Origin of the sequence: Pinibacter aurantiacus (assembly GCF_019130065.1) — a bacterium.
GTDB lineage: Bacteria > Bacteroidota > Bacteroidia > Chitinophagales > Chitinophagaceae > Pinibacter > Pinibacter aurantiacus.
Genome location: NZ_JAHSPG010000003.1, coordinates 460,352 through 484,275, shown reverse-complemented (window position 1 = coordinate 484,275; position 23,924 = coordinate 460,352). Strand labels below are relative to the sequence as shown.

The 23,924-nt window shown below is 42.1% G+C and carries 17 protein-coding genes; 13 read left to right on the top strand and 4 right to left on the bottom strand.

Going from position 1 to position 23,924, the window contains the following annotated elements; all coding sequences use genetic code 11:
• The first annotated feature begins 9 nt into the window (after positions 1-9).
• The 3 genes from KTO63_RS07845 to KTO63_RS07835 all read left to right on the top strand — a co-directional run bounded on the left by KTO63_RS07845 (position 10) and on the right by KTO63_RS07835 (position 7,957).
• Positions 10-3,660, top strand: a complete 3,651-nt coding sequence (locus tag KTO63_RS07845; RefSeq protein ID WP_232373080.1) for a DUF7948 domain-containing protein — start codon at positions 10-12, stop codon at positions 3,658-3,660.
• 181 nt (positions 3,661-3,841) lie between these two features.
• Positions 3,842-4,921, top strand: coding sequence for a PorP/SprF family type IX secretion system membrane protein (locus tag KTO63_RS07840; protein WP_232373079.1), 1,080 nt, complete (start codon positions 3,842-3,844; stop codon positions 4,919-4,921).
• 294 nt (positions 4,922-5,215) lie between these two features.
• On the top strand, positions 5,216-7,957 hold the full coding sequence (locus KTO63_RS07835; RefSeq protein ID WP_217790672.1) for a PKD domain-containing protein: 2,742 nt from the start codon (positions 5,216-5,218) through the stop codon (positions 7,955-7,957).
• A gap of 375 nt (positions 7,958-8,332) precedes the next feature.
• Here the strand turns inward: KTO63_RS07835 and KTO63_RS07830 are convergent, their stop codons facing one another.
• Positions 8,333-8,809, bottom strand: coding sequence for an FKBP-type peptidyl-prolyl cis-trans isomerase (locus KTO63_RS07830; RefSeq protein ID WP_217790671.1), 477 nt, complete (start codon positions 8,807-8,809; stop codon positions 8,333-8,335).
• Between the two features lie 220 nt (positions 8,810-9,029).
• Between KTO63_RS07830 and KTO63_RS07825 the strand changes: the two genes are divergently transcribed.
• Entirely contained in the window at positions 9,030-10,445 is a 1,416-nt protein-coding gene (locus tag KTO63_RS07825) for an FAD-binding oxidoreductase (protein ID WP_217790670.1), read from the top strand.
• 53 nt (positions 10,446-10,498) lie between these two features.
• Entirely contained in the window at positions 10,499-11,071 is a 573-nt protein-coding gene (locus tag KTO63_RS07820; protein ID WP_217790669.1) for a hypothetical protein, read from the top strand.
• A gap of 317 nt (positions 11,072-11,388) precedes the next feature.
• Here KTO63_RS07820 and KTO63_RS07815 read toward each other — a convergent pair whose 3' ends face one another.
• On the bottom strand, positions 11,389-11,928 hold the full coding sequence (locus tag KTO63_RS07815) for an LOG family protein (protein ID WP_217790668.1): 540 nt from the start codon (positions 11,926-11,928) through the stop codon (positions 11,389-11,391).
• Between the two features lie 253 nt (positions 11,929-12,181).
• Between KTO63_RS07815 and KTO63_RS07810 the strand changes: the two genes are divergently transcribed.
• The 6 genes from KTO63_RS07810 (at position 12,182) to KTO63_RS07785 (ending at position 19,028) form a co-directional block, all read left to right on the top strand.
• Positions 12,182-13,687: a sodium:solute symporter gene (locus KTO63_RS07810; RefSeq protein ID WP_232373078.1), complete on the top strand. Its 1,506-nt coding sequence runs from the start codon at positions 12,182-12,184 to the stop codon at positions 13,685-13,687.
• Between the two features lie 222 nt (positions 13,688-13,909).
• On the top strand, positions 13,910-14,542 hold the full coding sequence (locus KTO63_RS07805; protein ID WP_217790667.1) for an O-methyltransferase: 633 nt from the start codon (positions 13,910-13,912) through the stop codon (positions 14,540-14,542).
• 97 nt (positions 14,543-14,639) lie between these two features.
• Positions 14,640-15,875: a glucosaminidase domain-containing protein gene (locus KTO63_RS07800; protein WP_217790666.1), complete on the top strand. Its 1,236-nt coding sequence runs from the start codon at positions 14,640-14,642 to the stop codon at positions 15,873-15,875.
• Positions 15,876-15,924: 49 nt separating this feature from the next.
• Positions 15,925-16,467 carry a hypoxanthine phosphoribosyltransferase gene (gene hpt / locus KTO63_RS07795; protein ID WP_217790665.1) on the top strand — a complete coding sequence of 181 codons (543 nt, stop codon included), beginning with the start codon at positions 15,925-15,927 and terminating at the stop codon, positions 16,465-16,467.
• Positions 16,468-16,737: 270 nt separating this feature from the next.
• Positions 16,738-18,510, top strand: coding sequence for a vWA domain-containing protein (locus tag KTO63_RS07790; protein ID WP_217790664.1), 1,773 nt, complete (start codon positions 16,738-16,740; stop codon positions 18,508-18,510).
• A 128-nt stretch (positions 18,511-18,638) separates the two neighbouring features.
• Positions 18,639-19,028, top strand: a complete 390-nt coding sequence (locus KTO63_RS07785) for a SpoIIAA family protein (RefSeq protein ID WP_217790663.1) — start codon at positions 18,639-18,641, stop codon at positions 19,026-19,028.
• A 238-nt stretch (positions 19,029-19,266) separates the two neighbouring features.
• Here KTO63_RS07785 and dnaJ read toward each other — a convergent pair whose 3' ends face one another.
• Together dnaJ and KTO63_RS07775 are read right to left on the bottom strand one after the other, a co-directional pair.
• The gene (dnaJ, locus tag KTO63_RS07780; RefSeq protein ID WP_217790662.1) at positions 19,267-20,430 is read right to left on the bottom strand and encodes a molecular chaperone DnaJ; all 1,164 of its coding nucleotides are present in this window, start codon (positions 20,428-20,430) and stop codon (positions 19,267-19,269) included.
• Between the two features lie 47 nt (positions 20,431-20,477).
• The gene (locus KTO63_RS07775; protein WP_217790661.1) at positions 20,478-21,065 is read right to left on the bottom strand and encodes a nucleotide exchange factor GrpE; all 588 of its coding nucleotides are present in this window, start codon (positions 21,063-21,065) and stop codon (positions 20,478-20,480) included.
• 320 nt (positions 21,066-21,385) lie between these two features.
• Between KTO63_RS07775 and KTO63_RS07770 the strand changes: the two genes are divergently transcribed.
• Positions 21,386-22,570: a family 16 glycosylhydrolase gene (locus tag KTO63_RS07770; protein WP_217790660.1), complete on the top strand. Its 1,185-nt coding sequence runs from the start codon at positions 21,386-21,388 to the stop codon at positions 22,568-22,570.
• Positions 22,571-22,675: 105 nt separating this feature from the next.
• Positions 22,676-23,848 carry a class I SAM-dependent rRNA methyltransferase gene (locus tag KTO63_RS07765; protein WP_217790659.1) on the top strand — a complete coding sequence of 391 codons (1,173 nt, stop codon included), beginning with the start codon at positions 22,676-22,678 and terminating at the stop codon, positions 23,846-23,848.
• Positions 23,849-23,924: the final 76 nt, after the last annotated feature.

Below are 23,924 nucleotides of genomic sequence, written 5' to 3'. Positions count from 1 at the left end.
GACAACTTGATGAAAACTACAACTATCATATTATGCCTCCTGGTAAGCAGCCTGCAATTGCTGGCGCAATCGGGTGGTAATTTTAATAGCCTCGAGTTTGTTGAAAATAAAGGACAGTGGGATAAACAAGTTCAGTTTCAGGCAGATTTTGGTTCAGGCGCTTTTTTTCTCCGGAAAAATGGTATCGCCGTATTGCAACGCAATACACAGGATATGGAAAGTTTGGGCCACGTAAAATATAATCCGGCAGACACCTTACACGCTCGCCCTATTCGCCCGGATGGTTCGCAGTCTGGCTCAGCAGATGATAACACCCAACACATCCTCCACTCTCACATGTACTTCATGGATTTTGTAGGCGCCAACGAAAACGTGGAGATAGTGGGAGAGAAACCACAGGACACTTACTACAACTATTTTATTGGAAATGATAAATCAAAATGGGCAGGTGGCGTTAAAGTTTATCAGTCTGTTTTGTACAAAAATATTTATCCGAATATCGATGTACGTTATTTCACCAACGACGGGTTGGCGAAATATGAATTCATTGTAAATCCTGGTGGCGATCCTTCCAAAATTGTAATGCAGTTTCGCGGAGCAGATAAATTAAGCATCACCAAAAACAATGAACTTGTTATAAAAACATCCGTAGGTGATGTTACAGAACTGGCTCCTTACACTTACCAGTTTCAAAACGGAACAAGGGTAAAGGTCGATTGTAAATATGTGATCAATGGCAATAATGTAACATTCAAACTAAAAAGTTTTCAGAGCAGTGAAGCATTGATCATAGATCCTGCTTTGATATTTGCAAGCTTCACCGGTAGCCGCGCAGACAACTGGGGCTATACGGCAACTTACGGTGGCGATGGTTCTTTCTATGCAGGTGGTATCGTATTTGCCAATGGCTTTGTTACAACCGCAGGCGCTTTCCAAAGCACCTATTCAGGAAGAGGGCAGGAAATGTTTAACATGGGCATCATGCGTTTCAACCCATCTGGAACACAACGCATGTTTGGAACATATATAGGAGGGACTGGAAAAGAGCAGCCGCATAGTATGTTTGCCGATGGTGATGGAAATTTAGTGATTGCAGGAAGAACCACCTCTAAGGATTATCCTTCCACCATTCGCCAGGTAAATGGTGGTGACGGCGATTGGAACATTGTTCTCACAAAGATCAGCGCAAACGGCACGACATTAATGGGCTCTCTGGTGATTGGCGGTTCCGGCGATGACGGACGCAACATAGGAGATAGCCATAGCAGCATTACACGCAACCAGAGCCTTATTAACTTTTACGGAGATGATGCAAGAAGCGAAGTGATCCTTGACAGAAGCGGAAACATCTATCTCGCTTCCTGCACACAATCAACAAATTTTCCAACCACATCTAATGCAGTGCAGTCGGCTCCTGGTGGTAAACAGGATGGTGTTTTCATAAAAGTAAATGCGGCATTTACACAACTTTTGTATAGTTCATACATTGGCGGAAATGGAGACGACGCCGCTTTTGTTCTGGCATTGGATCAAAAATCACAAGACGTTTACGTTGCCGGTGGTACCAATAGTACCAACCTTGCAGTAACAAGCGGAGTTGTACAAGGCACTTATAGCGGAGGCGAAAGTGATGGGTTTGTTGCAGCGTTTTCCAATGATGGGGCTACACTGAAAAAATTAACATATCTCGGCACATCAAAAACAGATGTAGTCTATGGTATACAATTCGATCGCGATAATTTTCCTTACGTAATGGGCATTACCACCGGTGATTGGCAGCCGATCAATGCTGCGTGGTCTCAGAATGGCTGTCAATTTGTAGGAAAGCTAAAAGAAGATTTATCTGACTGGGTTTTCAGAACGAAATTCGGAACGTCTCTGAGTGCACCCAATATGTCGCCGGTGGCCTTCCTTGTGGATCGTTGCGAAAACATGTATATCTCCGGTTGGGGTAAAGCATATGGAAGCTTTAATATGCAAGGTGTTCGTGGCATGAGTGTAACACCGGATGCCATAAAAAGCGATGCGCCCGATAATGCAGATTTTTATTTTATCGTAATAAAAAGAGATGCATCCGCTCAATTATATGGAACATTCTTTGGCCAAAACAGTGGCGGTCCTGAGCACGTGGATGGTGGTACCAGTCGCTTTGACCAGAATGGCGTGATTTACCAGGCTATGTGCGCAAACTGTTTATCCTCTGCCACTGCACCAAGACCTCAGTTTCCGATAACAGCCGGTGCGGTGTGTTGTTCAAACAAATGGAGCGGAGCAAATGGAACCGGCAGTGGTGCAGAATGTAATTTGGCTGCAGTAAAAATTGTATTCAACTACGCAGGTGTGGGTAGTGGTGTAAAATCATTTGTGGCCGGCAAAGTAAGAAGCAAAGGATGTGCCCCTGCAGAATTTGAATTTAAAGACACAGTACTAAATGCCGTTAGTTATGTATGGGATTTTGGTGATGGCAGTCCTCAACTCTCTACAACCAACTTTGATGTAACGCATACTTATCAAAATGTTGGCAGCTACAGGGTTATGCTGATCGGTATAGATTCCAGCAGTTGTAACATCCGCGACACTGCGTACACAATCGTTCGGGTAGGAGATGACCGGGTGAACTTCGCATTTGATTTTCAAAAATTGCAACCTTGTGAAGCACTCGATTATCAGTTTAACAACAAATCAACTGTTATTAGCGGTAAACCATTTACCAATACGTCTTTCATCTGGGATTTTGGTGACGGTACACGAATACCAACCGGCACTGCTCCTCAAACGCACTCATACGCTGCACCGGGAACTTACAATGTAACATTGATACTTGCAGACACCGGTTATTGTAATTCGCCCGATTCTCTGACAGAGTCTTTACGTGTGTCGCCGTTGGTGAGGGCGCAGTTTGAAACACCGGCAGAAGGTTGCGCACCATACACTGCAGCCTTCCACAATACATCTTTAGGTGGAGATACATTTGATTGGGATTTTGGTGATGGTTCAGCTATTTCACACGATATAAATCCGTCACACACCTATCCTCCGGGACCAAATGTTTATACAGTGAAGTTGACTGCGTATGATGAAAACACTTGTAACAAAGTGCATGATACAACATTCACCATCACCGTGCATACGAGCCCTACAGCCGCATATACATTTGCGCCTGTAACGCCGGCCGAAAACAGGCCAACAACATTTACCAACAATTCATCTACCGATGCGATTCAGTTTGCATGGAGATTTGGTGACGGAGATTCGCTGATCACAAGCAGCCGTAATGACATCGATCACCAGTACAACATTTCCGGCACTTTCGAAGCATGTTTGGACGCAGTAAATGCCTTTGGCTGTCACGATACTGTTTGCAACAATATCCAGGCAATAGTTGTTCCTAAATTGGATGTGCCGAATGCGTTTACGCCGTTAGGACCAACCTCTGCCAGCACGATATATGTGCACGGTTTTGGTATCAACACCATGAAGTGGGTTATTTATAACCGCTGGGGACAAAAGGTTTTTGAAACCAATGACAGGAGGAGAGGCTGGGATGGAAGATTTAACGGTGTAGTACAACCGATGGATGTATATGGCTATACACTGGAAGTAGAATTTGTAGACGGTGAAAAGCTGAGCAGGAAGGGGGATATTACGTTGATTAGATAAAAGCGAATTAATAATTAATAATTAAGAATTAATAGTGTAAATCGCTGACAAAATGCATCTTCAAGACGGTGGAGAGTTGAAAATACTTAAAGTCGCTTCTATTAATTGTTAATTATTAATTATTAATTCGACAATCATAAATGTTGAAAAGATTTGAAGAATGATCGAAAAAAATAGACCCATGAAAATAGATGCATTAAACAGTTCAAGCGTTAGAGCGAGCCAGGTGATGGTGAAAATGTTGTTGCTTCTATGCCCTGTAATGTTTTTGGTGACAAAAAATATTCAGGCACAGGATCTTCATTACTCTCAATGGTACGCCTCGCCGTTGCTGGTGAATCCTGCAAATACTGGATTTATACCGGATGCGGATTATCGCCTGGGTGCTAACTACCGTAGCCAATACATGAATGTTCTTTCTTCTCCATACAAAACAATGAGTATCTGGGGAGATGCACAGATAATGCGCGACAGATTTGATAATGGCTGGCTCGGCGTGGGTGGTGTGATTCTTCGCGATCAGGCAGGCAGCGGCAATCTTACCTCTACAAAAGTTTACGGATCGCTGGCTTATCATCAAATGCTTGGTTTATCGAGTTTGCTTACCGCTGGATTTAACCTCGGCTGGGCTCAGAAAAGAATTGATCCTACCAAGCTCACCTTCCCCGATCAGTTTAACGATGCAACGGGTTTCTTTGAATCTGGCATGCCGACAAGCGTAGTGTTTAATACGACGTCCATCAATTACATGGATGTTCAGGTAGGAGTAAACTATGCATATTTCCCAACGCAAAATATTTACCTGAACGGCGGTTTTTCAATTCAGCACATTAACAGGCCCAAAGAAGGGTTTTTTGTGGAAAGCTCAGTGTATGACAACAGGCTCTCCGCAAGATATATAGGTTTTGTGAACGCCAGCCTTAAGGTAAGCAACCTGGTCATTCTTAATCCCATGGCATATTATACCAACCAGGCAAGTGCCTCTGAATTTACGGGAGGATTAAGCATGGATTATAATTTGTCCGGCGATGGTAATACCATTGTGAGCGCAGGCATATTTTATCGTCCCGGAGATGCGTTTATACCACAGCTGGGTTTTGAGGTCAATGATTTTCGTCTGAACTTCACCTATGACGCTACTACCTCTGGTTTGAAAGCATATAATGGCGGACGTGGCGCAGTGGAATTTTCCCTTATTAAAAAAGGATTGTACCCTGACAAAGAATCGAGACAGTCATGGTGCCCAACGTTCAAAATGTAGTAAAACTATTCAATGTTTAACGTCCCGAATAGTTGCCGCTAAGACACTAAAGGCACTAAGTTTCACTAAGAGGTGTTTAAATTTTTACGAACCCTTAGTGTGGCTTAGTGCCTCAGTGGTAAAAATTAGGGAGCTGCACACTTTACCAAATTCTTTATAAAAAAGCGCTTCCAGACGAAGCGCTTTTTTTGTTTCGATCCTTTTTAAGAAAATTACTATTATTGCTCACCGTTAGATAGATACTTCTCAATGTGCCTGCCAGATACTTGCTTTCATCATTCAAACAAAGCAAGTATGCGTCAACTCGTTTTTTTATTGGTCACAATTTTCTCTTCTCAATTACAAGCGCAGCAAACGATCGAAAACAACATCTCTGCAATTGTTGATTGTAATAATAGAACGGCATTTACTTTTTCAGATACAGATCCTCATGATGAATGGCAGTTAGTAGAGTGGAACTTTGGAGACGGCACAAGCGTAAATGAAATGCCGGTTGCCGCTTCGATTGCACACATCTATAGCAATCCCAATTCAGCGACATATGTTGTTTCTGTAAAAAAGAAAAATGTCATCACACAGCAGATCTCCACAGCCACCAGAACCGTTTTTGTGGTTAACGAAGAGCCTTCATTTAGTGCAGACGTGTTGGAAACCTGTCTTCAAAATAAAGTAACTTTTGTTCCCGTTGGAATCAAATCGCAATTCATCAACAAATACCAATGGGACTTTGGAGACGGAAAAATAACAGTTAAAACAAACACGAAGCTTTCCCCCAAGTTTGACGCCAGTATTTCTTACACATTTGATGATCCCGGAGCATACAATGTAAAGCTTGCCATTGCTGATACAAACGGCTGCTCAAGATCATTTGAATGCCCTACTGCTATTCATATTAAAGGGCCGGTTGCGAAATTTAAAGCAACAAGCGTCACGAGCTGCAAAGAAGAAAATTTTACAAGAACCATAAAGGACGCGTCTGTACCAGACAAGACTACCGCGATTAATAAATGGGAATGGTACGTTTGGGAATCCGGCTCCGCGGTTCCTGCCCGGCCGACAATGATATTTGACAATGCCCATCCGATGAGTGCGGGCGGCGTCGTATTTCCTTTTTCAAATATTGTTCATGCATACAAGGGATATTCTGTAAAGCTGATTGTAACAGATAACGAAGGTTGTATTTCTGCAGCCAAAACATCTTCCTCATACATTAAAAGTTATTGGCCAAAAGCGGCATTTGAAGCAGGTAAAACTTTGCTCTGCAACGAAAACGATGCGCAGTTAAATGATGCATCATCAGGAAACAAGCTTGATTATACGTGGAGTTATGGTGATGGAGAAACCGGTTCAACAAGTGTATCTCATTCGCACACATTTATAAATGACGGGTTGTATAGTGTAAAATTAACAGTGGCCGAAAAGCAAATGAACACCTGTAAAGATGAAGTTGTAAAAGACGATTACATCAAGATTGTAAATGTAAAAGCCGCGTTTGAAATGAGCGACATCAGGCAATGTGCGCCGGTGCCGGTGAGCTTTACTGATCATTCTATCAACGCTGCGTCATACAACTGGGATTTTGGCGATGGTGCAGTATCCACTGAGAGCCAGCCTGCTCATACATTTGAAGCTGGTGATCAATCAATAACGCTTACGGTAAAAAGTCCTGGAAACGAATGTGCATCTTCTGCTGCAATCCCACTACATGCATATCAAAAGCCGAACGTTTCAATTGAGGGTAACGAGGTGGTATGCCTCAAAAAAAATGTGACTGCATTGGCCTATAGATCGGAGATAAAAGGTAACGATGCGCCAACTGCATATGAATGGAAACTAGATGGAGCGCCAACAAGCAACGAAGCTCGTTTTATAAATGATTGCAGACAACCCGGTGCTCATAACATAACGTTGACTGTTAACACTTCCGAGCATTGTGCCGGTAGCGCCGAAAAAAACATAAAGATAGATTCAGTGGTATCGTCATTTACTTTTGACAACACCAATCATTGTGTTGAAAATAACAGCGTTGTTTTTAAGAACAACTCGACTTCATTTTATCCTGCAATATTTGATTGGTCCTTTGGCGATGGTATTGCTTCTGGCGACTTTGCGCCACAACATACGTATGCAGCATCAGGAGAATATGCAACCATGTTAACCACAAAAACACCATACTGTTCAGCGATATTCCCCGGTGAGTATAAAGTTGTCATCTATAACAATCCTTCGATAGAAATTAGTGGTGATCAAAATGTTTGTGTTGGCGTCCCGGTAGACTTTACATTGCTCAATAAAGGGAATGATGTGCTGACAAAATATGTGTGGTACGTTGATGGGGGTGAAGCGAGTGCTACAAATTCAGGAAAGCAACAATATAAATTTGATCAGGTTGGTAGCGTTAAGATAGCGGCTTCAGTTACATCTCTGCAAGGCTGCTCGGCAAATGCTCCTGCAGTGAATGTTAACGTGAAACCATATCCTGTACTTGATGAGACAAATGCCTATACTGTTAAGAGTGGTGACGTCGTTGTCCTGAAATCCGGCACCAACAGTGATAATTTACAACATAACTGGTCCCCTCAAACAGGCCTTTCATGTTATGAGTGCGCGAGTCCGGTTTTCAATTCAACTGCGAGCATTCAATATCATCTCGCTGTATCAACACCTGAAGGTTGCGCTGTAGAAAAGGATATCGTGGTGACTGTTATTAAAGATATTGACGTACCTGTGAATAATCCATGCCCCGGTATCACAATGCCAAACGCGTTCACTCCAAATGGCGATGGCCAAAACGAAGTGTTTTACGTTAAAGGATGTTCGATAAGTTTTGTAAAAAAACTTAGTATCTACGACAAGTTTGGAAGATGTGTTTTTATGAGAGAGAATTTTTTGCCGAATGATAAACAATTCGGTTGGGATGGCAAAGTGAATGGCGTTACCGTTTCTCAAACAGACACTTTTGTTTACATCGCAGAGTTCGTCGACAAGCAAGGGAAAACACAATCTTTAAAAGGAACAGTGTTGTTGCTAAAGTGATGTAGCATTGGCTTTCGCGCTGAGATTGCTTCGGCCGATCTCCGCTGCGAAGCATTGTTTTCGTTCATAACCTTTATGCTCAGCCGGTCTCGCAATGACGTGTGGCTACGAAATTTTTTCAGTTGCCGATTGCTCTCCGATTTGTTTTCAATAAATACGCTGAAAGACCGCACCGTCATTGCGAGCCCCTGCCTAACAACCAGCAAAAATAAAATGAAGAATCTTTCACAATAAAGAATGCGGGGCGAAGCAATCTCGTCGCTGTAAGATTGCATTGAATTGCCTCAGCGTTATTAAGAAACATCATTTCAACAAAAAAGCCCAACTCTCGTTGGGCTTAATATAGAAACCGTCCATTATAAAAAGGTTGATCTTCTATTGTTTGCTGTTTCTAACATCCAGCAATTTGATAGAAAAATACAAAGGACTGTTTGGTGGGATTCTTGAGTTGCCGTTACAACCGTAAGCAAGGAAGGAAGGCATTACGATTTGCAATCCGCCACCTTCTTTTACCTTTAATAATCCCCACTGAAATCCTGGAATAAATGTTCCGGCATAAGCCATCACAGAATCGCCTCTGTCAAACACCACATTATCTAAAGTTTTGCCCACATAGCTGATAACAACAGTATCGTATGCGCTCAATACAGAAGGGCCAGTGCCCAGAGAATCTATCTGATAATAGTTGCCAACAGTGTCAATCTGGTAATTCAAACCCTGGGTCACGCAAAAAGCTTGCATTGCCGGAGCTTCTACCGAAGGGTCCTGATCTTTACATCCACTATCTGATTTCTTGGAACACGCTAAAAACAAAACGGGAACGGCAAGCATCAGCAAAAAAAATCTTTTCATCTTGGTCACTTGTTTTTTTAAATGGTACTACTAATATACGCTAACTGCAAAAGTCAGAAAGCTTTTTGTCTTAACACTCATTTTGACCTAATTTATTCTTAAATCGTTGCGTATAATTTTGACAGTCAAAGTATATATTCTAAAATTATATTTATGCAGCAGACTGTGAGCTCGCTCTGCGCATGGTTTCTTATATTTGCGCCACAAAATTCTATTATAGATGCAAGCGACCTTGACGAGTAAAACTGCTTTAACTGCTGAACACATCAAATTGTTTATCAATCTGTTAGGAGAAAACTACGTGCTTTTTGACCAGGAATCACTGCACGATTACGGTCACGATCAAACCGAGCACCTTCTCTTTTTACCCGAAGTTGTATTAAAACCACGTACAACAGAGGAAATCAGCGAAATAATGAAGATTTGTAATGCCAACGGCATTCCCGTAACCCCACGCGGTGGCGGTACCGGCCTTAGCGGAGGAGCATTGCCTCACCTGGGCGGCGTAGTGTTGTCCACGGAAAGACTAAATACCATTCTAAGCATAGATGAAAAAAATCTTCAGGTTACAACTGAACCAGGAGTGATCACAGAGGTTTTACAAGAGACGGTGAAAGAAAAGGGACTTTTTTACCCACCGGACCCAAGCAGTAAAGGATCTTGCTTTATCGGCGGAAACATTGCCGAGAACAGTGGTGGCCCTAAAGCGGTAAAATATGGCGTGGTGAAAGATTATGTGTTGAACCTTGAAGTTGTTTTGCCAACCGGCGACGTAATCTGGACCGGGGCAAACGTTTTAAAAAATTCTACAGGATATAACCTTACTCAATTGGTTGTAGGCAGCGAAGGGACGCTCGGAATTGTCACTAAGATAGTACTGAAGCTGATTCCCCTTCCAAAATACGACCTGCTGATGTTGGTGCCGTTTACATCACTGGAGAAAGCGGGTGAGGCAGTAAGCGCTATTTTCCGTGCTGGTTTTACACCAAGCGCGTTGGAGCTGGTAGAATATGATGCGTTGAAAATTACTGCAGCAATGGTTGACAGCACTGCAGTTCAGGTAACAGACGATACAGCGGCGCACCTGATCATTGAAGTAGATGGAAACCACATGGATGCATTGATGAGTGAGATGGAGTCAATTAGTGAGTTATTAACACAGTTTGATTGTGGAGAAGTGTACTTTGCAGATGACGCACAGCAAAAAGCAGAATTGTGGAAGCTTCGCAGGCGTGCTGCTGAAGCCGTGAAATTACAAGGTTATACGATCGAAGAAGACACAGTGGTGCCAAGGGCAGAATTGCCAAAATTGATCAGAGGAGTAAAGGAACTTGGCCGCCAGTATGACTTTCATGCGGTGTGCTACGGCCACGCGGGAGATGGCAACTTGCACATTCGCATTAAGAAAGAAGGCCTTCAAAACAGCCAGGATGATCCGCAAATGGTGCAGTGTCTCAGAGCTTTGTTTGAGTTAGTGAAAAATCTTGGCGGAACGATCAGTGGCGAGCATGGCATTGGGCTGGTGCAAAAAGGGTACATGGACATTGTATTCAGCAATACACAGCTTCAAATCATGAGGGACATCAAAAAAGTATTTGATCCGAATAATATATTGAACGCCGGAAAGATTTTTTAAATGAACCCTGACCAGTACCCCTGAAATCTTCGGTACCATTTAAAATTTTAAGTATGAAATTATTGAAACTGGCTACTTTATGCTTACTCTGTATCTGTGTGTCATCGGCGGTGCATGCTCAGGATGAACCAGCGCCGGAAAAAGGGTTTGACAAGAACAAGCTTTTCTTTGGAGGTAACTTCGGTTTAAGCTTTGGAGATTATACGATTGTAAATATTTCCCCGCAACTGGGTTATCGTTTCAATCGTTACATTGCCGCAGGGGTAGGTATTAACGGCCAGTATTATTCATACAACGATGGATATGGTAAGAACCAGTACGGAATTGCAGGATTAAATGTTTTTGGAAGGGTTTACCCGATACCACAATTGTTTGCACAACTTCAGCCAGAGGCAAATTATACCTGGGGAAAATATATTCCTAATAATGCGGCTGATGGCCCTACGCAAACAAAAGATAGCGAAGTGCGTCCTGCATTGTTGATTGGTGCCGGTGGCGTTATTCCAATAGGTGCGGGTAGTAGCGGAATAATCTTAATGGTGCAATACGATCTGTTGGGAGAAAGAGATATGCCTCCCTATGGCAACAAACCGTTCTTTAGTTTCGGTATAAATTTGGGATTGTAGGGACGTAAAAATTAAAAAGTCAAAATAGAAGCCTGGGTTTACCCCGGGCTTTTTATGTGCAGGCTCACCTTTAACCACAGAATGCACGGAGGTTTTTTCAAAGAGGAAAGGAGGGCGGCTAAATTGAAAGCAAAAAAGTAAAAGGGAAGGAGAAATTTGTAAAAATTTCTTCTTCCCTTTTATTTTAGAAACTGCCACTATTCACGAAGCAAACCCTCCGTTCCTCTTTGAGAAAAACTCCTTTCCTCCGTGGTTAAAAAAAAGCTTCTTAGTGAGGCTTAGTGTCCTTAGTGCCTTAGCGGGAATCATTTTCGCACTTACTCAATCTTGTTAAAAATATCCACCGGCGAATCGCAAAAAATAATACGTTCTTCCACCGGCTCGTAAAGAAAGCCCTCTTTCTCTGCTTGTTTAAGATAGAGGATGAGGTTATTGTAATAACCATCACTGTTTAATATGTAGATCTTTTTATCGTGAATTTTTAACTGGTTCCATGTTAGCATTTCGAAAAACTCATCCATTGTGCCGAAGCCACCGGGCATCACAATTGCCGCATCGCTCATATCGTAAATGGTTTTTTTTCGCGTATGCATATCTGGTACAATGGCGAGCTCTGTTAGACCATCGTGCTGTTGCTCCCATTCAGTAAGAATTTTTGGAATAACACCCATCACTTGTCCCTGGTGCTCAAGCACAGAATTGGCAATCGCACCCATAAGTCCTTTTTTACCACCGCCATAAACCAATTTCAATTTAAGAATGGCAATCAACTTACCCAGCTCTGCCGCATGCTGTAAAAAAATGGGATTCTTTCCAGTATTGGAACCACAAAAAACCGCAACCGAAGAAATATTCATAGAAAAATGGGTTTAATTCTAAAGCTTCATGTCAGTTAATACGAATCAAATGTAAGCATACTCCTATTTTTTGATAAAGATTTTTATATCTTCATTTAAGATGGAACGCAGATTGTCATGATTTTCATGATTAGAATGATTTGAGATTTGAAGTTATATTAGGTTATCGCCTAAAATTTCTAATATCAAATAAGTTATCATAACAAATCATGACGATCATGAAGATCTGCGTTCCTCTTCCTCTAAAAGAAACATGATGTCATCTATTCTACTGTTTGCTGTTGTTATTGCATATTTTTTAATCCTTTTGTCCGTTGCCTACGTTACCTCGCGCAATTCTACCAACGACACTTTTTTCATAGGAAATAAAAGCTCCAACTGGATGCTCGTGGCATTTGGTATGGTGGGCACTTCCTTATCTGGAGTAACATTTGTTTCCGTGCCGGGGACAACCGGAGATTTTGCGGGAAATGCATTCAAAGGCTTTGGATATTTCCAGGTTGTGATCGGCTATTTCATTGGTTATTTCATAGTCGCTTATGTATTGCTGCCATTGTATTACAAGCACAACCTCACATCGATATATAATTACCTGCAAAAAAGATTAGGCATCTTTTCCTATAAAACAGGCGCATTGTTTTTCATTATATCCAGAACGATCGGCGCAACTGCACGCTTGTATTTGGTGATCAATGTATTGCAGATATTCATTCTCGATGAAATGGGCGTGCCTTTCATTGTTACGGCATTTGTGATCTTGTTGATGATTTTGCTGTACACATTTGAAGGGGGAGTAAAAACAATTGTATATACCGATACTTTGCAAACGACATTCATGCTTCTTGGTCTTATCGTTTGTATTGTTTACATCATGAGTCAGTTGCATCTGGGCGCAGGCTCTACCATGCAAACGCTCGCTGCAAAGGGCTACACCAATATTTTCAACTTTGATGTCAAGAGCAAAGGATTTTTTCTAAAACAAATATTGGGAGGAGCTTTCATCACTATTGCAATGACGGGGCTTGACCAGGAAATGATGCAAAAAAATATCAGTGTTGAAAGATTGAAAGATTCTCAAAAGAACATGCTCAGTTTCAGTACTGTGATACTGCTGGTGAATCTATTGTTCCTTGCGTTGGGTGGGTTATTGTACATTTTTATGATCAACAAAGGCGCTTCTTACGATTTTACAAAACACACGCTGATGTTGGGTGACAAAAACATTATCGGAGACGATTTGTTTCCTTACACCGCATTGAAATTACTACCTCAATCAGTCGGCTTGATTTTTATCATTGGATTGATATCTGCATTGTTTCCAAGTGCAGACGGTGCATTGACAGCATTGACCTCATCTTTCTGCATAGACATATTGGGTATTAAAAGAAGAACCGATATTCCGGAAGAGAAAAAGAAAAGAACACGCATGATCGTGCACATTACATTCACCTTGGTTTTTATGTTGTGCATTCTCATATTCAAATGGATTAACAATAAATCCATCATCAACATTATCCTTGATCTTGCCGGCTACACGTATGGTCCGTTATTGGGATTGTTTTCATTTGGCATATTGAGTAAGCGCAGATTAAATGATGGCATTTTAGTGACAATCATTTGCCTGCTGTCACCGGTTATTTGCTTCTTTTTGAGTAAATACTCTGCAAGTCTGTTCGGCGGCTACCAAATAGGCATCGAATTGCTTATTATCAATGGCTTGTTAACTTATCTCGGCTTGTTAACAATTTCTAAAAAATAGACGTTCCGTTTGATATGGCTCAATATTATAGCTTATTTCAAAGCAAATAAGACTGATTTGTATAACTACTCGAATCTGGTTGAGTTATATTTGCAAAAAATTAAAGTTATGAGTTGTGGGTTTTGAGTTGTGGGTTTGCGGCTCAAATTCAAACAGAGCAACAGGACTCAAACAGGTTGATGCCTCGACTCAAAACTCATAACTTAAAACTCAATACTTAAAATGGAATTGATTTCTTCATTAGTAGAAGCATATGCCGATAAATTTACTTCGCCGGAAGACGAAGTTATGCAGGGTATATCTGCAGCTACGCAAATGCACGATCATGCCCATATGCTCAGTGGCCATGTGCAGGGGAAATTTCTCGAATTGATAAGCCGCCTTGTTGCTCCCAAATACATTCTCGAAATAGGAACATTTACCGGCTATAGTGCCGTTTGCCTTGCAAAAGGCTTACAACAAGATGGCATCTTGCATACTATAGAATTAAGGGAAGAAGACGCCGCTACTGCGCAAAAGTATTTTACAGCGGCGGGCGTTTCAAACATTCAATTGCACATTGGAAATGCAATGGAAATTATTCCAACATTTACCGAAGCATTTGATATTGTATTTATTGATGCCGATAAAACGGGCTACCTCGATTATTACAAAATGGTGTTGCCCAAAGTGAGAAAAGGCGGATTGATTGTTGCAGATAATGTGTTGTTTCACGGGCAGGTGTTGGAAGAACCTTTAAAAGGAAAAAACGCAAAAGCCATTCAGGCTTTCAATGAATATGTGCAGCAGGATGCATCTGTGGAGCAGGTATTGCTTACGGTGAGAGATGGCCTGTTGTTTATTGTAAAAAAATAATCGGGGATCGTAGGGGCGAATTGCATTCGCCCTGTTGCACTGAAAACAAATTTCAAGTCCTCGTAAACACGAGGAATATTGATAAAAATAATAAAGAATGCAGTTGAAGAGATTAACAGTTTTATTAGCGGCGCTTTTTTGTATGCATTACGTGCATGCGCAAAAGCCTGACGTAATTATTCAATACATCAATGCCTATAAAAACATCGCCATCAGTGAGGAGCAACGTACCGGAGTGCCTGCTGCCATTAAGCTGGCGCAAGGTATCCATGAAACACAGGCCGGCACAAGTGACCTGGTGATAAAATCCAACAATCACTTTGGTATTAAATGCAAGAATACATGGCAGGGTGACAAAGTGTACCACGATGATGATGCAAGAGGCGAATGTTTTAGAAGTTACAGTTCTCCGGCAGATTCTTACAAAGATCATTCGGACTTCCTGAAAGGCAGCCCGCGTTATGCATTTCTGTTTCAACTGGATCCTACAGACTATAAAGCATGGGCCTACGGATTGAAAAAAGCGGGCTATGCCACCAATATCCGTTATTCGCAGATATTGATCAATCTTATCGAAACATACAACCTCGAAGAATATACGTTGATCGCATTAGGCAAAGCCAAACCAACGGACGATGCGATCGCATCCAATACTATTGAAAACAAGCCAGCCAATGTGCCGACGGTAACAATGGATCAGCCGGTGAACAACGTGCAACCTGTAACTGCAATAGCATTGCCCGCTCCAAGTTATCCCGATGGCGAGTTTGAGATAAACAAGACACGGGTTACATATGTTAAACAAGGAACTTCTTTGCTGGCACTCGCAGAATATTATCATTTATCATTGAGCCGTTTGCTGGATTTTAATGATATGGAGCAAGGTGAAGGCGATGTATTGTCAGAAGACCAGCTCATTTTTCTGCAACGCAAAAGAAAAGTAAGCAACAACGAATTTCACGTAGTGCAAATGGGTGAAGACCTATACGACATTGCGCAGAAAGAAGGTGTTCGCTATGAGAGTTTGCTGGAATTGAACTTAATGAAAGAAGAAATGGACCCGGCAGTTGGAGAAAAGATCAGTTTACAAAAGAAGCTAAATGCACGCCCTGCGCTGATAACAGAAAAGTCCAATGTCGTTATAAATGCTGCGAGTAATAATGCATCTTTGCAGCAGCCTCAATCGACCACTAAGCACATTGTTCAAACGAAGGAAACGTTGTACAGCATTTCAAAAAAATACGGTGTGGATGTAGAGCAGATCAAAAACTGGAACAATTTGCAGGACATGAGTTTGAAGGTGGGGCAGGAGCTGATTATATATAGAAATTGAAAGTAGGGGCGAATTGCATTCGCCCAGATTCACGATTAACATAAAACACATGGCTAACACGAACGTAAACGGTAAGTTTTTTAAACCTTATTTGTCTGACGGTGACATTCAAAGTGCAATTGCAAGAATTGCGGAAGAAATTAAAGCTGAGTATAAGGATAAACGTCCTTTGTTTATCGCTATTTTGAATGGCTCGTTCATGTTTGCCTCCGATCTTTTCAAAAAGCTGGAAATAGACGCTGAAATTTGTTTTATTAAACTCGCTTCATACAAAGGCACTAAATCTACCGGTCATGTAATTACCGCTATTGGTTTGGACATGGATCTTTATGATCGTCACGTGGTGATCGTTGAAGACATCGTAGACACCGGTAAAACACTGAATGAATTTTTACCGCAACTGACTCACCAGCAGCCGGCATCCCTTAAAATTGCCGCGTTGCTTCACAAACCAGAAGCCACTTTATTTCCCATTCCAATAGACTACCTGGGCTTCTCCATTCCCAATAAATTCGTTGTAGGCTACGGCCTTGATTATGATGGACTTGGAAGAAATTTGCCGGAAATTTTGCAATTAGCAGACGGAGAATAATTGAAAGTTGAGAATTGAGAGTGCTTGGTTTGCAAGAGACCTGCATGTAAGACGCTTTTGCATTAACATTTTTGAATTCGCCAGGTGAATGCCTCATTTTCAAATTTTCAAATCCTCAAATTTTCAAATTGGCCCCGGCTCAATATATTTTCCATTTTTTCGTTAAATCAGTTGTTTATGGCGAGAACCTGAGTAAATTGCAACGAGGCTAACTGTTGGCGTTCCGGTTATTTGCGAGGAATGAGAATTCAAACAAATCAATTTAACCCGTTGAAATCAACTGCTTGCATATTATTACTGCTGATCAGTTTTCACACCAAACTTTTCTCTCAATATTATTTACGAGGTGAAATAATAGATGAGTCGGGGAAACCACTTTCCAACGTAAAAATGTTGTTGCAATCGACCGGGTATGTTTATTACTCCGGCAGTTCCGGCTCGTTTGGGATTATGTCCAACGTTGCCAACGATTCCATTACACTTTCTCTTGACGGTTTTCGCTCAGCAGGGGCAAGATTGGACGCCAAAAAATATCTTTCCATTACAATGAAAATGTTGAGGGCCGTAGGTAATACCGCAAAGCCGCGACTTGCATCGGTAACGAAAGATCTGAAAATGGATGAAAAACTCCGATGGACATTTGCCGGTGAAACCTACAGCACACTTCTCGAAAATAATTTCATTCCTGCTTCCCGGTTTCCTGAAACCGGCTTTGCCATGAATATTGATAAAGCCGCCTACAGCAATGTGCGCCGTTTCCTCAACATGCAAAGTACAGTGCCACCCGATGCTGTGCGCATGGAAGAAATGCTCAACTACTTCAACTTTAGCTACAAGGAGCCTGGCAATGGAAAAGATTTTGATTTCGAATCGCGGCTCAGCAGTTGTCCGTGGAACAAGGAAAACGAGTTGCTGTTCTTAAAAATTTGTGCCCGTAAAACAGATCCCGACAAAGTACCGCCAAGTAATCTTGTTTTTCTTATAGATGTTTCTGGTTCTATGGACATGCCTAACCGGTTGCCTTTGCTGCAATCGGCTTTTAAGTTAATGGTAGACAACCTGCGCGAAAAAGATACCATTTCCATTGTAGTGTACGGCGGAACAACCGGCATATGGCTGCCTCCAACTTCAGGCGCGGAGAAAGCCAAAATACGGCAATCGATCGAGGAGCTGACTGCGGGCGGAGAAACACCCGGCGAGTCGGGCATACAGCAGGCATATAAAGTAGCTCAAAACAAATTCATTAAAAAGGGCAACAACCGCGTTATTCTTGCCACTGATGGCGATTTTAACGTAGGACAAAAGAACGATGAAGAGCTGGAAAAAATGATCTCGAATTATCGCAACTCCGGCATTTACCTGACTTGTTTGGGAGTGGGAATGGGCAATTATAAAGACTCGAAATTAGAGATACTGGCTAAAAAAGGTAATGGCAATTTCGCTTATCTCGACAATGAACGCGAAGCAGAAAAGGTGTTGGTAAGGGAACTGATGCAGACGTTGTATGCTGTTGCAGATGATGCCAATCTGAAAATTATTTTCAATCCTGAAATGGTAAGCGAATACCGGTTGATAGGATTTGATAATAAAGTAAACGCTGTAATTGATTCCAGCAGTGAATTGGAAGGCGGTGAAGTGGGTAGTGGTCACACGTTGATGGCCATGTTTGAGATAAAACCAACTGTCATCAACAAAGGCCACATAACAGACTCGGTAGCCTCTGAGCGATTATCAACAGTGGTTCTCGATTATAAAAAGCCTCGCGACAGTACTCAATTAAAGTTGTCTTACGATTGCCCTTTATTATACACAAAGTTTGATCAGTTGGATTCCTGCTATCGCTTTGCCTCTGCCGTCGTGATGTTTGGTTCTATATTGCGTGAATCAAAATTTGTGAAGACAATTGGCTGGAATGATATAAGCATACTGGCTGCATCATCGTACGATTCAAAGGATGTGGTGCAGCGGGAATTTCTCACGCTGGTTGAAAAAGCCAAAAAGATCTACGGCAAAAGAAAAAAGGACAGGCAGAACCAGGACTAGGGAAAGCCAAAATTTAAAAGTAAAAAGTAAAAACAGCAACATCCGATATGAGCTGATAGCACTTAAACCTTTTTGACTTTTTAATTTTTACTTTTGACATATCCTAATTTCGCCAAAATGCAACTTCAATGAATCCCCCTTCTGACATACAACTTATTCACGGAGAAATTGCAGATTACTATCTGGACAACGATGGTATACTGTATTCGTATTCAAAAAGCATTTTAAGAACAGTTGATAACATTGCTGGCAATGTTGCGCTGGTAAAGCAAATAACGGGAAATAAAAAAGTGCCGTTGTTGATCTATTTGAAAAATTCACCCGTTCCCGATAAGGCCACGAGAAAATTTTCCACAGAACAACTACCAAACATTTACAGTGCTATGGCGATGGTTTCAAAACCCGGACTGGCGCAGTTCATCATGAAAATATTATTCAAGTTGAAGCCCCCACCAATTCCCATGAAATCATTTGCTGATGATAAGGAAGCGAGAGAGTGGTTGTCGCAGTTTTTGTAACCCCGTAGAGACGCATGATAATGCGTCTCTAAACCCGCACGCATGATAATGCGTCTCTAAACCCGCACGCATGATAATGCGTCTCTGAACCCGCACGCATGATAATGCGTCTCTGAACCCGCACGCATAATAATGCGTCTCTGAACCCGCAACGTGTATATTGTTTTAATAAAAAGACCCCGATTGTTTGGGAACGATCGGGGTCTTTGCATTTCAGGAGACGGATTATCATCCGTCTCTACGAAAACATTTCTCGCACTTTATCGAAAAAGCTCTTCTCGTCTTTACCTGGTTTAGGTTCGAAGTTGGAAGACTTGTGCAGTTTTTCCATCATTGCTTTTTCCTCTGCGTTCACATGTTGTGGTGTCCAAACATTCACGTGGATCAGTTGATCCCCTTTTTCATATGAATTAACAGCAGGGAATCCTTTTCCTTTCAGGCGGAAAATTTTACCGCTTTGTGTACCGGCGGGAATTTTAATTTTCGCACGACCATCGATCGTTGGTACTTCCACATTTGTTCCGAAAACAGCGTCAGGGAATGAAATGTACAGATCGTACGCAACATTCAAACCATCGCGCTGCAATTCCGGATGTTTTTCCTCTTCGATCAAAACGATCAAGTCGCCAGGAGAGCCGCCGCGTTCGCCGGCATTACCTTTGCCGCCAACGCTCAACTGCATACCTTCCTGAACACCAGCCGGAATGTCGATAGTTACTGTTTCTTCACCGTACACTCGACCTTCACCTTTACAGCTTCCGCATTTCGCAGTAATCGTAGTGCCTTCTCCGTTACAGGTTGGGCAAGTAGTTACGGTTTGCATCTGACCAAGGAAGGTGCTGGTCACCTTACGCACCTGACCGCTTCCGCCGCAAGTACTACATGTTTGCACACTGCCTTTATCTTTTGCTCCGCTGCCACTACAAGTGGTACAGGAAACGTATTTTTTTACCTTGATGCTTTTGGTAACACCTTTAGCGATCTCTTCGTAATTCAATTTTAGTTTTACGCGCAGGTTGCTTCCACGAACACCGCGTGATCTTCCGCCACCGCCTCTGCGGCCGCCACCGCCACCAAAGAAGCTACCGAAAATGTCATCACCAAACACGTCGCCGAACTGGCTGAAAATATCATCCATGTTCATGCCGTGGCCACCATTGAAGCCACCTCTGCCGTTACCGCTCACCCCAGCGTGGCCATAACGGTCGTATTGGGCTCTTTTGTCAGCGTCGCTTAGTATTTCATAAGCTTCTGCTGCTTCTTTGAATTTGTCTTCCGCGGCTTTGTCTCCAGGGTTACGGTCGGGGTGAAATTGCATAGCCACCTTGCGGTAGGCCTTTTTAATTTCGTCTGCCGAGGCTCCTTTCTGCACACCGAGTATTTCGTAAAAATCTCTTTTCATGCCTCAAGTAAATAATTGAGTGAATATTACTGAATGATTGAATTAGTTTATTTTCCTACTACTACCTGCGCGTGACGAATGATTTTGTCACCCAGGTAATATCCTTTGGTTACTTCATCAAGCACTTTTCCTGCAAGGTCAGGCGTAGGAGCTGGAATTTCGGTAATCGCTTCGTGAAGGTCCGGGTTGAACTCTTCGCCTTTTGATACCATTAGTTTCAAGCCTTTTGCCTGCAATGCTCCTCTTAGTTTGTTGAAAACCAGCGTCACACCTTCTTTTAAATTATTATCTTCAGATGCATCTATCTGTTTCTGAGCACGGTCGCAGTCGTCGAGTACAGTCAATAAAGATGTCATGATATCTTTACCCGCTGTTTGAATCAGCTCCATGCGTTCTTTTGCCGTTCTTCTTTTATAATTATCAAACTCAGCCGCCTGGCGAATGTATTTGTCTTTCATTTCTGCCAGATCCTGCTCCAGTTTTTCTGTAAAGCTCATATCTGCCATCGCATCGCTTAAGTGTGTGCTGCCCGGAACATCAGAATCAGAATTGATATCCATTCCAGAATTGTTTTCCTGCTCATTTTTGACATTCTTAATGTCTTCTGCTGAAGTTTTTACATCTTTTTCTTCCATATCTATACAAGTTGACAGTGAACATAGGGTTGACAAGAATTTTGCCAACCTGTTTTTCGGGACAAATTGTCCTGAAAACGGCTGCAAAATTAAATCAAATGACTGGCTTAATTAAGGAATTTCAAATGTAATTGAAGCATTTGTCTGTTTAAATGGATTTTTTAACAAAAAATGGTCGTGTAACCAGTATAAAACGATTAAATGACGCTCTTTTTTATGTACTGATATTTGTTAATCAACAGGTTTGTGAATAGTGACAGGTGCCCAAGACAGAATGTATAACCTGCCATAAAATCTCATCAAAAAATCACATGCGACCAATGAATTTGCTTGCCTTACTATTATCGTTGTCTTTGTTTTCGTGTAAAAAAAATGACAATGGAACGCCTGCCAACAACCAGGTTCCGACCGTACAGCTGAGCGACGTAACGCAACTGAGAAAAACCGCTGATGTTTCGGTTCGGTTTTACGTAACTGTATCTGCATCAAGTTTTACAAAACCTATTTCAGTTACCTACGCTACACAGGAGGGAACGGCTAAACAGGGCAAGGACTTTGTAGCGGCAAATGGTACACTCACTATTCAACCGGGCTCCAGCCAGGCGTATGTGGATGTGACCGTAAAAGGAGATAGCCTGCGGCAAAATGACCTCCAGTTCTATTTGCAGTTCAGCAATGCACAAAATGCGTTGCTGAGTGCAACAAAATCAACGGCGACGATCTTGAATGGCGATAATTCGTATCTGCCTACAGCCAACGATGGCTACTCTACGCCGGGTACCTATCCGGGATATTCTTTGGCATGGACCGATGAATTTAATGGCTCAGCGCTCGACACAAAAGTTTGGAACACAGAGTTGGGCAACAACAATGGCTGGGGAAATCATGAGCTGGAATGCTATACCGGCAGACCGCAAAATGTTTTTCTATCCAACGGAAACCTGGTCATTGAAGCAAGAAAAGAAAGTTACGAAGGCTTTAATTACACATCGGCACGTTTGACTACGCAAAACAAAAAGACATTTACGTTCGGGAGAATCGACATTCGTGCAAAGCTTCCGGTTCTGAAGGGCATGTGGCCGGCAATCTGGGCGCTGGGCAGCAATATTTCGACTGTCAGCTGGCCCGAATGCGGCGAAATAGATATTATGGAGCTTGTGGGACAAACACCGGGAACTGTTTTTGGAACCGCACATTGGAAAAATGCAAACAACGGACATTCTTACAAGGGTGGTCAACAGGCATTAACCAGCGGCGATTTCTCGCAAAACTTCCATGTATTCAGCATATTGTGGGAAAAGGACAGTATACAATGGTTGGTTGACGACAAGCCATATTATAAAGCAACAAAAGATATCGTTGACGGAATTTATCCTTTCAACAACCCCTTCTTTTTCCTCCTAAACGTAGCCGTGGGCGGCGACTGGCCAGGCAACCCTGACGGCACTACGCAGTTTCCGCAACGAATGTTTGTGGATTATGTGAGGGTGTTTCAGAAAAACTAGTTGAGAGTTGAGAGTAGAGAATTGAGAGTTAACTTGTAGCTGGCTATATGGCTAACTCTCCACTCTCCACTCTCAATTCTCAACTTTCAACTACCTTTGCCCGCTATGACAAAGTTGTTTTTAAAGAAAAAGATCAGCAGAAGGATTGAAAGTGGTCACCCGTGGATATTTGCTAATGAAGTGAATAAGATTGAAGGTGAGGTAAATGGCGGCGATATTGTGGAAGTGCTCACGCACGAAGGAAAATTTGTGGGTCGTGGTTACATCAACCCGAAATCGCAGATCATTGTGCGACTGCTGACGCGTGACAAGAAGGAAGAAATCAACGAAGATTTTTTCTACAAACGTTTGTTGCAGGCATGGCAATACAAAAAGCAAATGGGTTATGAAGAAAACTGCCGTTTGATTTTTGGCGAAGCTGATTTTATTCCTGCACTCATCATCGATAAATTCAACGATTATTTTGTACTGCAAACTTTAGCGCTTGGTATTGATGTTTGGAAACCCGCCATCGTAAAAGCATTAGAGAAAATATTCCAACCTAAAGGTATTTACGAGCGCAACGATGTTCCGGTTCGTGAGTTGGAAGGCTTGCCACAACATAAAGGATTCTTGTCCGCACCGTTTGATACAAAGATCGTCATCAATGAAAATGGATTGAAGTTTCACGTAGATGTGGAGAACGGACAAAAGACAGGCTACTTTTTAGATCAGCAGGATAACCGCCGAGCGATCCAGCACATTGTAAAAGGCGCAGATGTTTTGGGTGCATTCACTTACACCGGAACGTTTGAAATACATGCCGCACACTATGGTGCAAAATCTGTTTTAGGATTAGATATTTCTGCGAATGCAGTTGACCAGGCTAATGAAAATGCAAGATTGAACGGTCTTGAAAATATTGTTCACTTCGAAGCGATGAATGCGTTCGATGTATTGAAGCAATGGGGAAAAGACGGCAGACAATATGATGTTGTAATGCTTGACCCGCCTGCCTTTACAAAGAGCCGCGAAAATATTCAGAAAGCAATTACCGGTTATAAAGAAATTAATTTGAGAGGGATGAAGCTGGTGAAACCCGGCGGCTTTTTGGTGACTTCATCTTGCACAAATCTGGTGCAGCCCGATCTGTTTTTAGAGATCATCGGTATGGCTGCAAAAGATGCAAGACGAACATTAAGACAAGTTACCTACAATGCACAAAGTGCCGATCACCCGATCATTTGGGGATTGGAGAACACGCACTATTTGAAGTATTTGATAGTTCAAGTGCTGTAATCGATTAAGAATTAAGAATTAGGAATTAAGAATTGCATCACAGTGCAGTTTTTACAATAATGGAGAATCCTCGTAG

Coding starts and splice junctions, on each gene's coding strand:
- hpt (WP_217790665.1), top strand. CDS start 15,925: ATGGCTAACACGAACGTAAACGGTAAGTTTTTTAAACCTTATTTGTCT.
- KTO63_RS07810 (WP_232373078.1), top strand. CDS start 12,182: ATGATGTCATCTATTCTACTGTTTGCTGTTGTTATTGCATATTTTTTA.
- KTO63_RS07805 (WP_217790667.1), top strand. CDS start 13,910: ATGGAATTGATTTCTTCATTAGTAGAAGCATATGCCGATAAATTTACT.
- KTO63_RS07830 (WP_217790671.1), bottom strand. CDS start 8,809: ATGAAAAGATTTTTTTTGCTGATGCTTGCCGTTCCCGTTTTGTTTTTA.
- KTO63_RS07835 (WP_217790672.1), top strand. CDS start 5,216: ATGCGTCAACTCGTTTTTTTATTGGTCACAATTTTCTCTTCTCAATTA.
- KTO63_RS07825 (WP_217790670.1), top strand. CDS start 9,030: ATGCAAGCGACCTTGACGAGTAAAACTGCTTTAACTGCTGAACACATC.
- dnaJ (WP_217790662.1), bottom strand. CDS start 20,430: ATGAAAAGAGATTTTTACGAAATACTCGGTGTGCAGAAAGGAGCCTCG.
- KTO63_RS07820 (WP_217790669.1), top strand. CDS start 10,499: ATGAAATTATTGAAACTGGCTACTTTATGCTTACTCTGTATCTGTGTG.
- KTO63_RS07815 (WP_217790668.1), bottom strand. CDS start 11,928: ATGAATATTTCTTCGGTTGCGGTTTTTTGTGGTTCCAATACTGGAAAG.
- KTO63_RS07765 (WP_217790659.1), top strand. CDS start 22,676: ATGACAAAGTTGTTTTTAAAGAAAAAGATCAGCAGAAGGATTGAAAGT.
- KTO63_RS07840 (WP_232373079.1), top strand. CDS start 3,842: ATGAAAATAGATGCATTAAACAGTTCAAGCGTTAGAGCGAGCCAGGTG.
- KTO63_RS07785 (WP_217790663.1), top strand. CDS start 18,639: ATGAATCCCCCTTCTGACATACAACTTATTCACGGAGAAATTGCAGAT.
- KTO63_RS07775 (WP_217790661.1), bottom strand. CDS start 21,065: ATGGAAGAAAAAGATGTAAAAACTTCAGCAGAAGACATTAAGAATGTC.
- KTO63_RS07800 (WP_217790666.1), top strand. CDS start 14,640: ATGCAGTTGAAGAGATTAACAGTTTTATTAGCGGCGCTTTTTTGTATG.
- KTO63_RS07845 (WP_232373080.1), top strand. CDS start 10: ATGAAAACTACAACTATCATATTATGCCTCCTGGTAAGCAGCCTGCAA.
- KTO63_RS07770 (WP_217790660.1), top strand. CDS start 21,386: ATGAATTTGCTTGCCTTACTATTATCGTTGTCTTTGTTTTCGTGTAAA.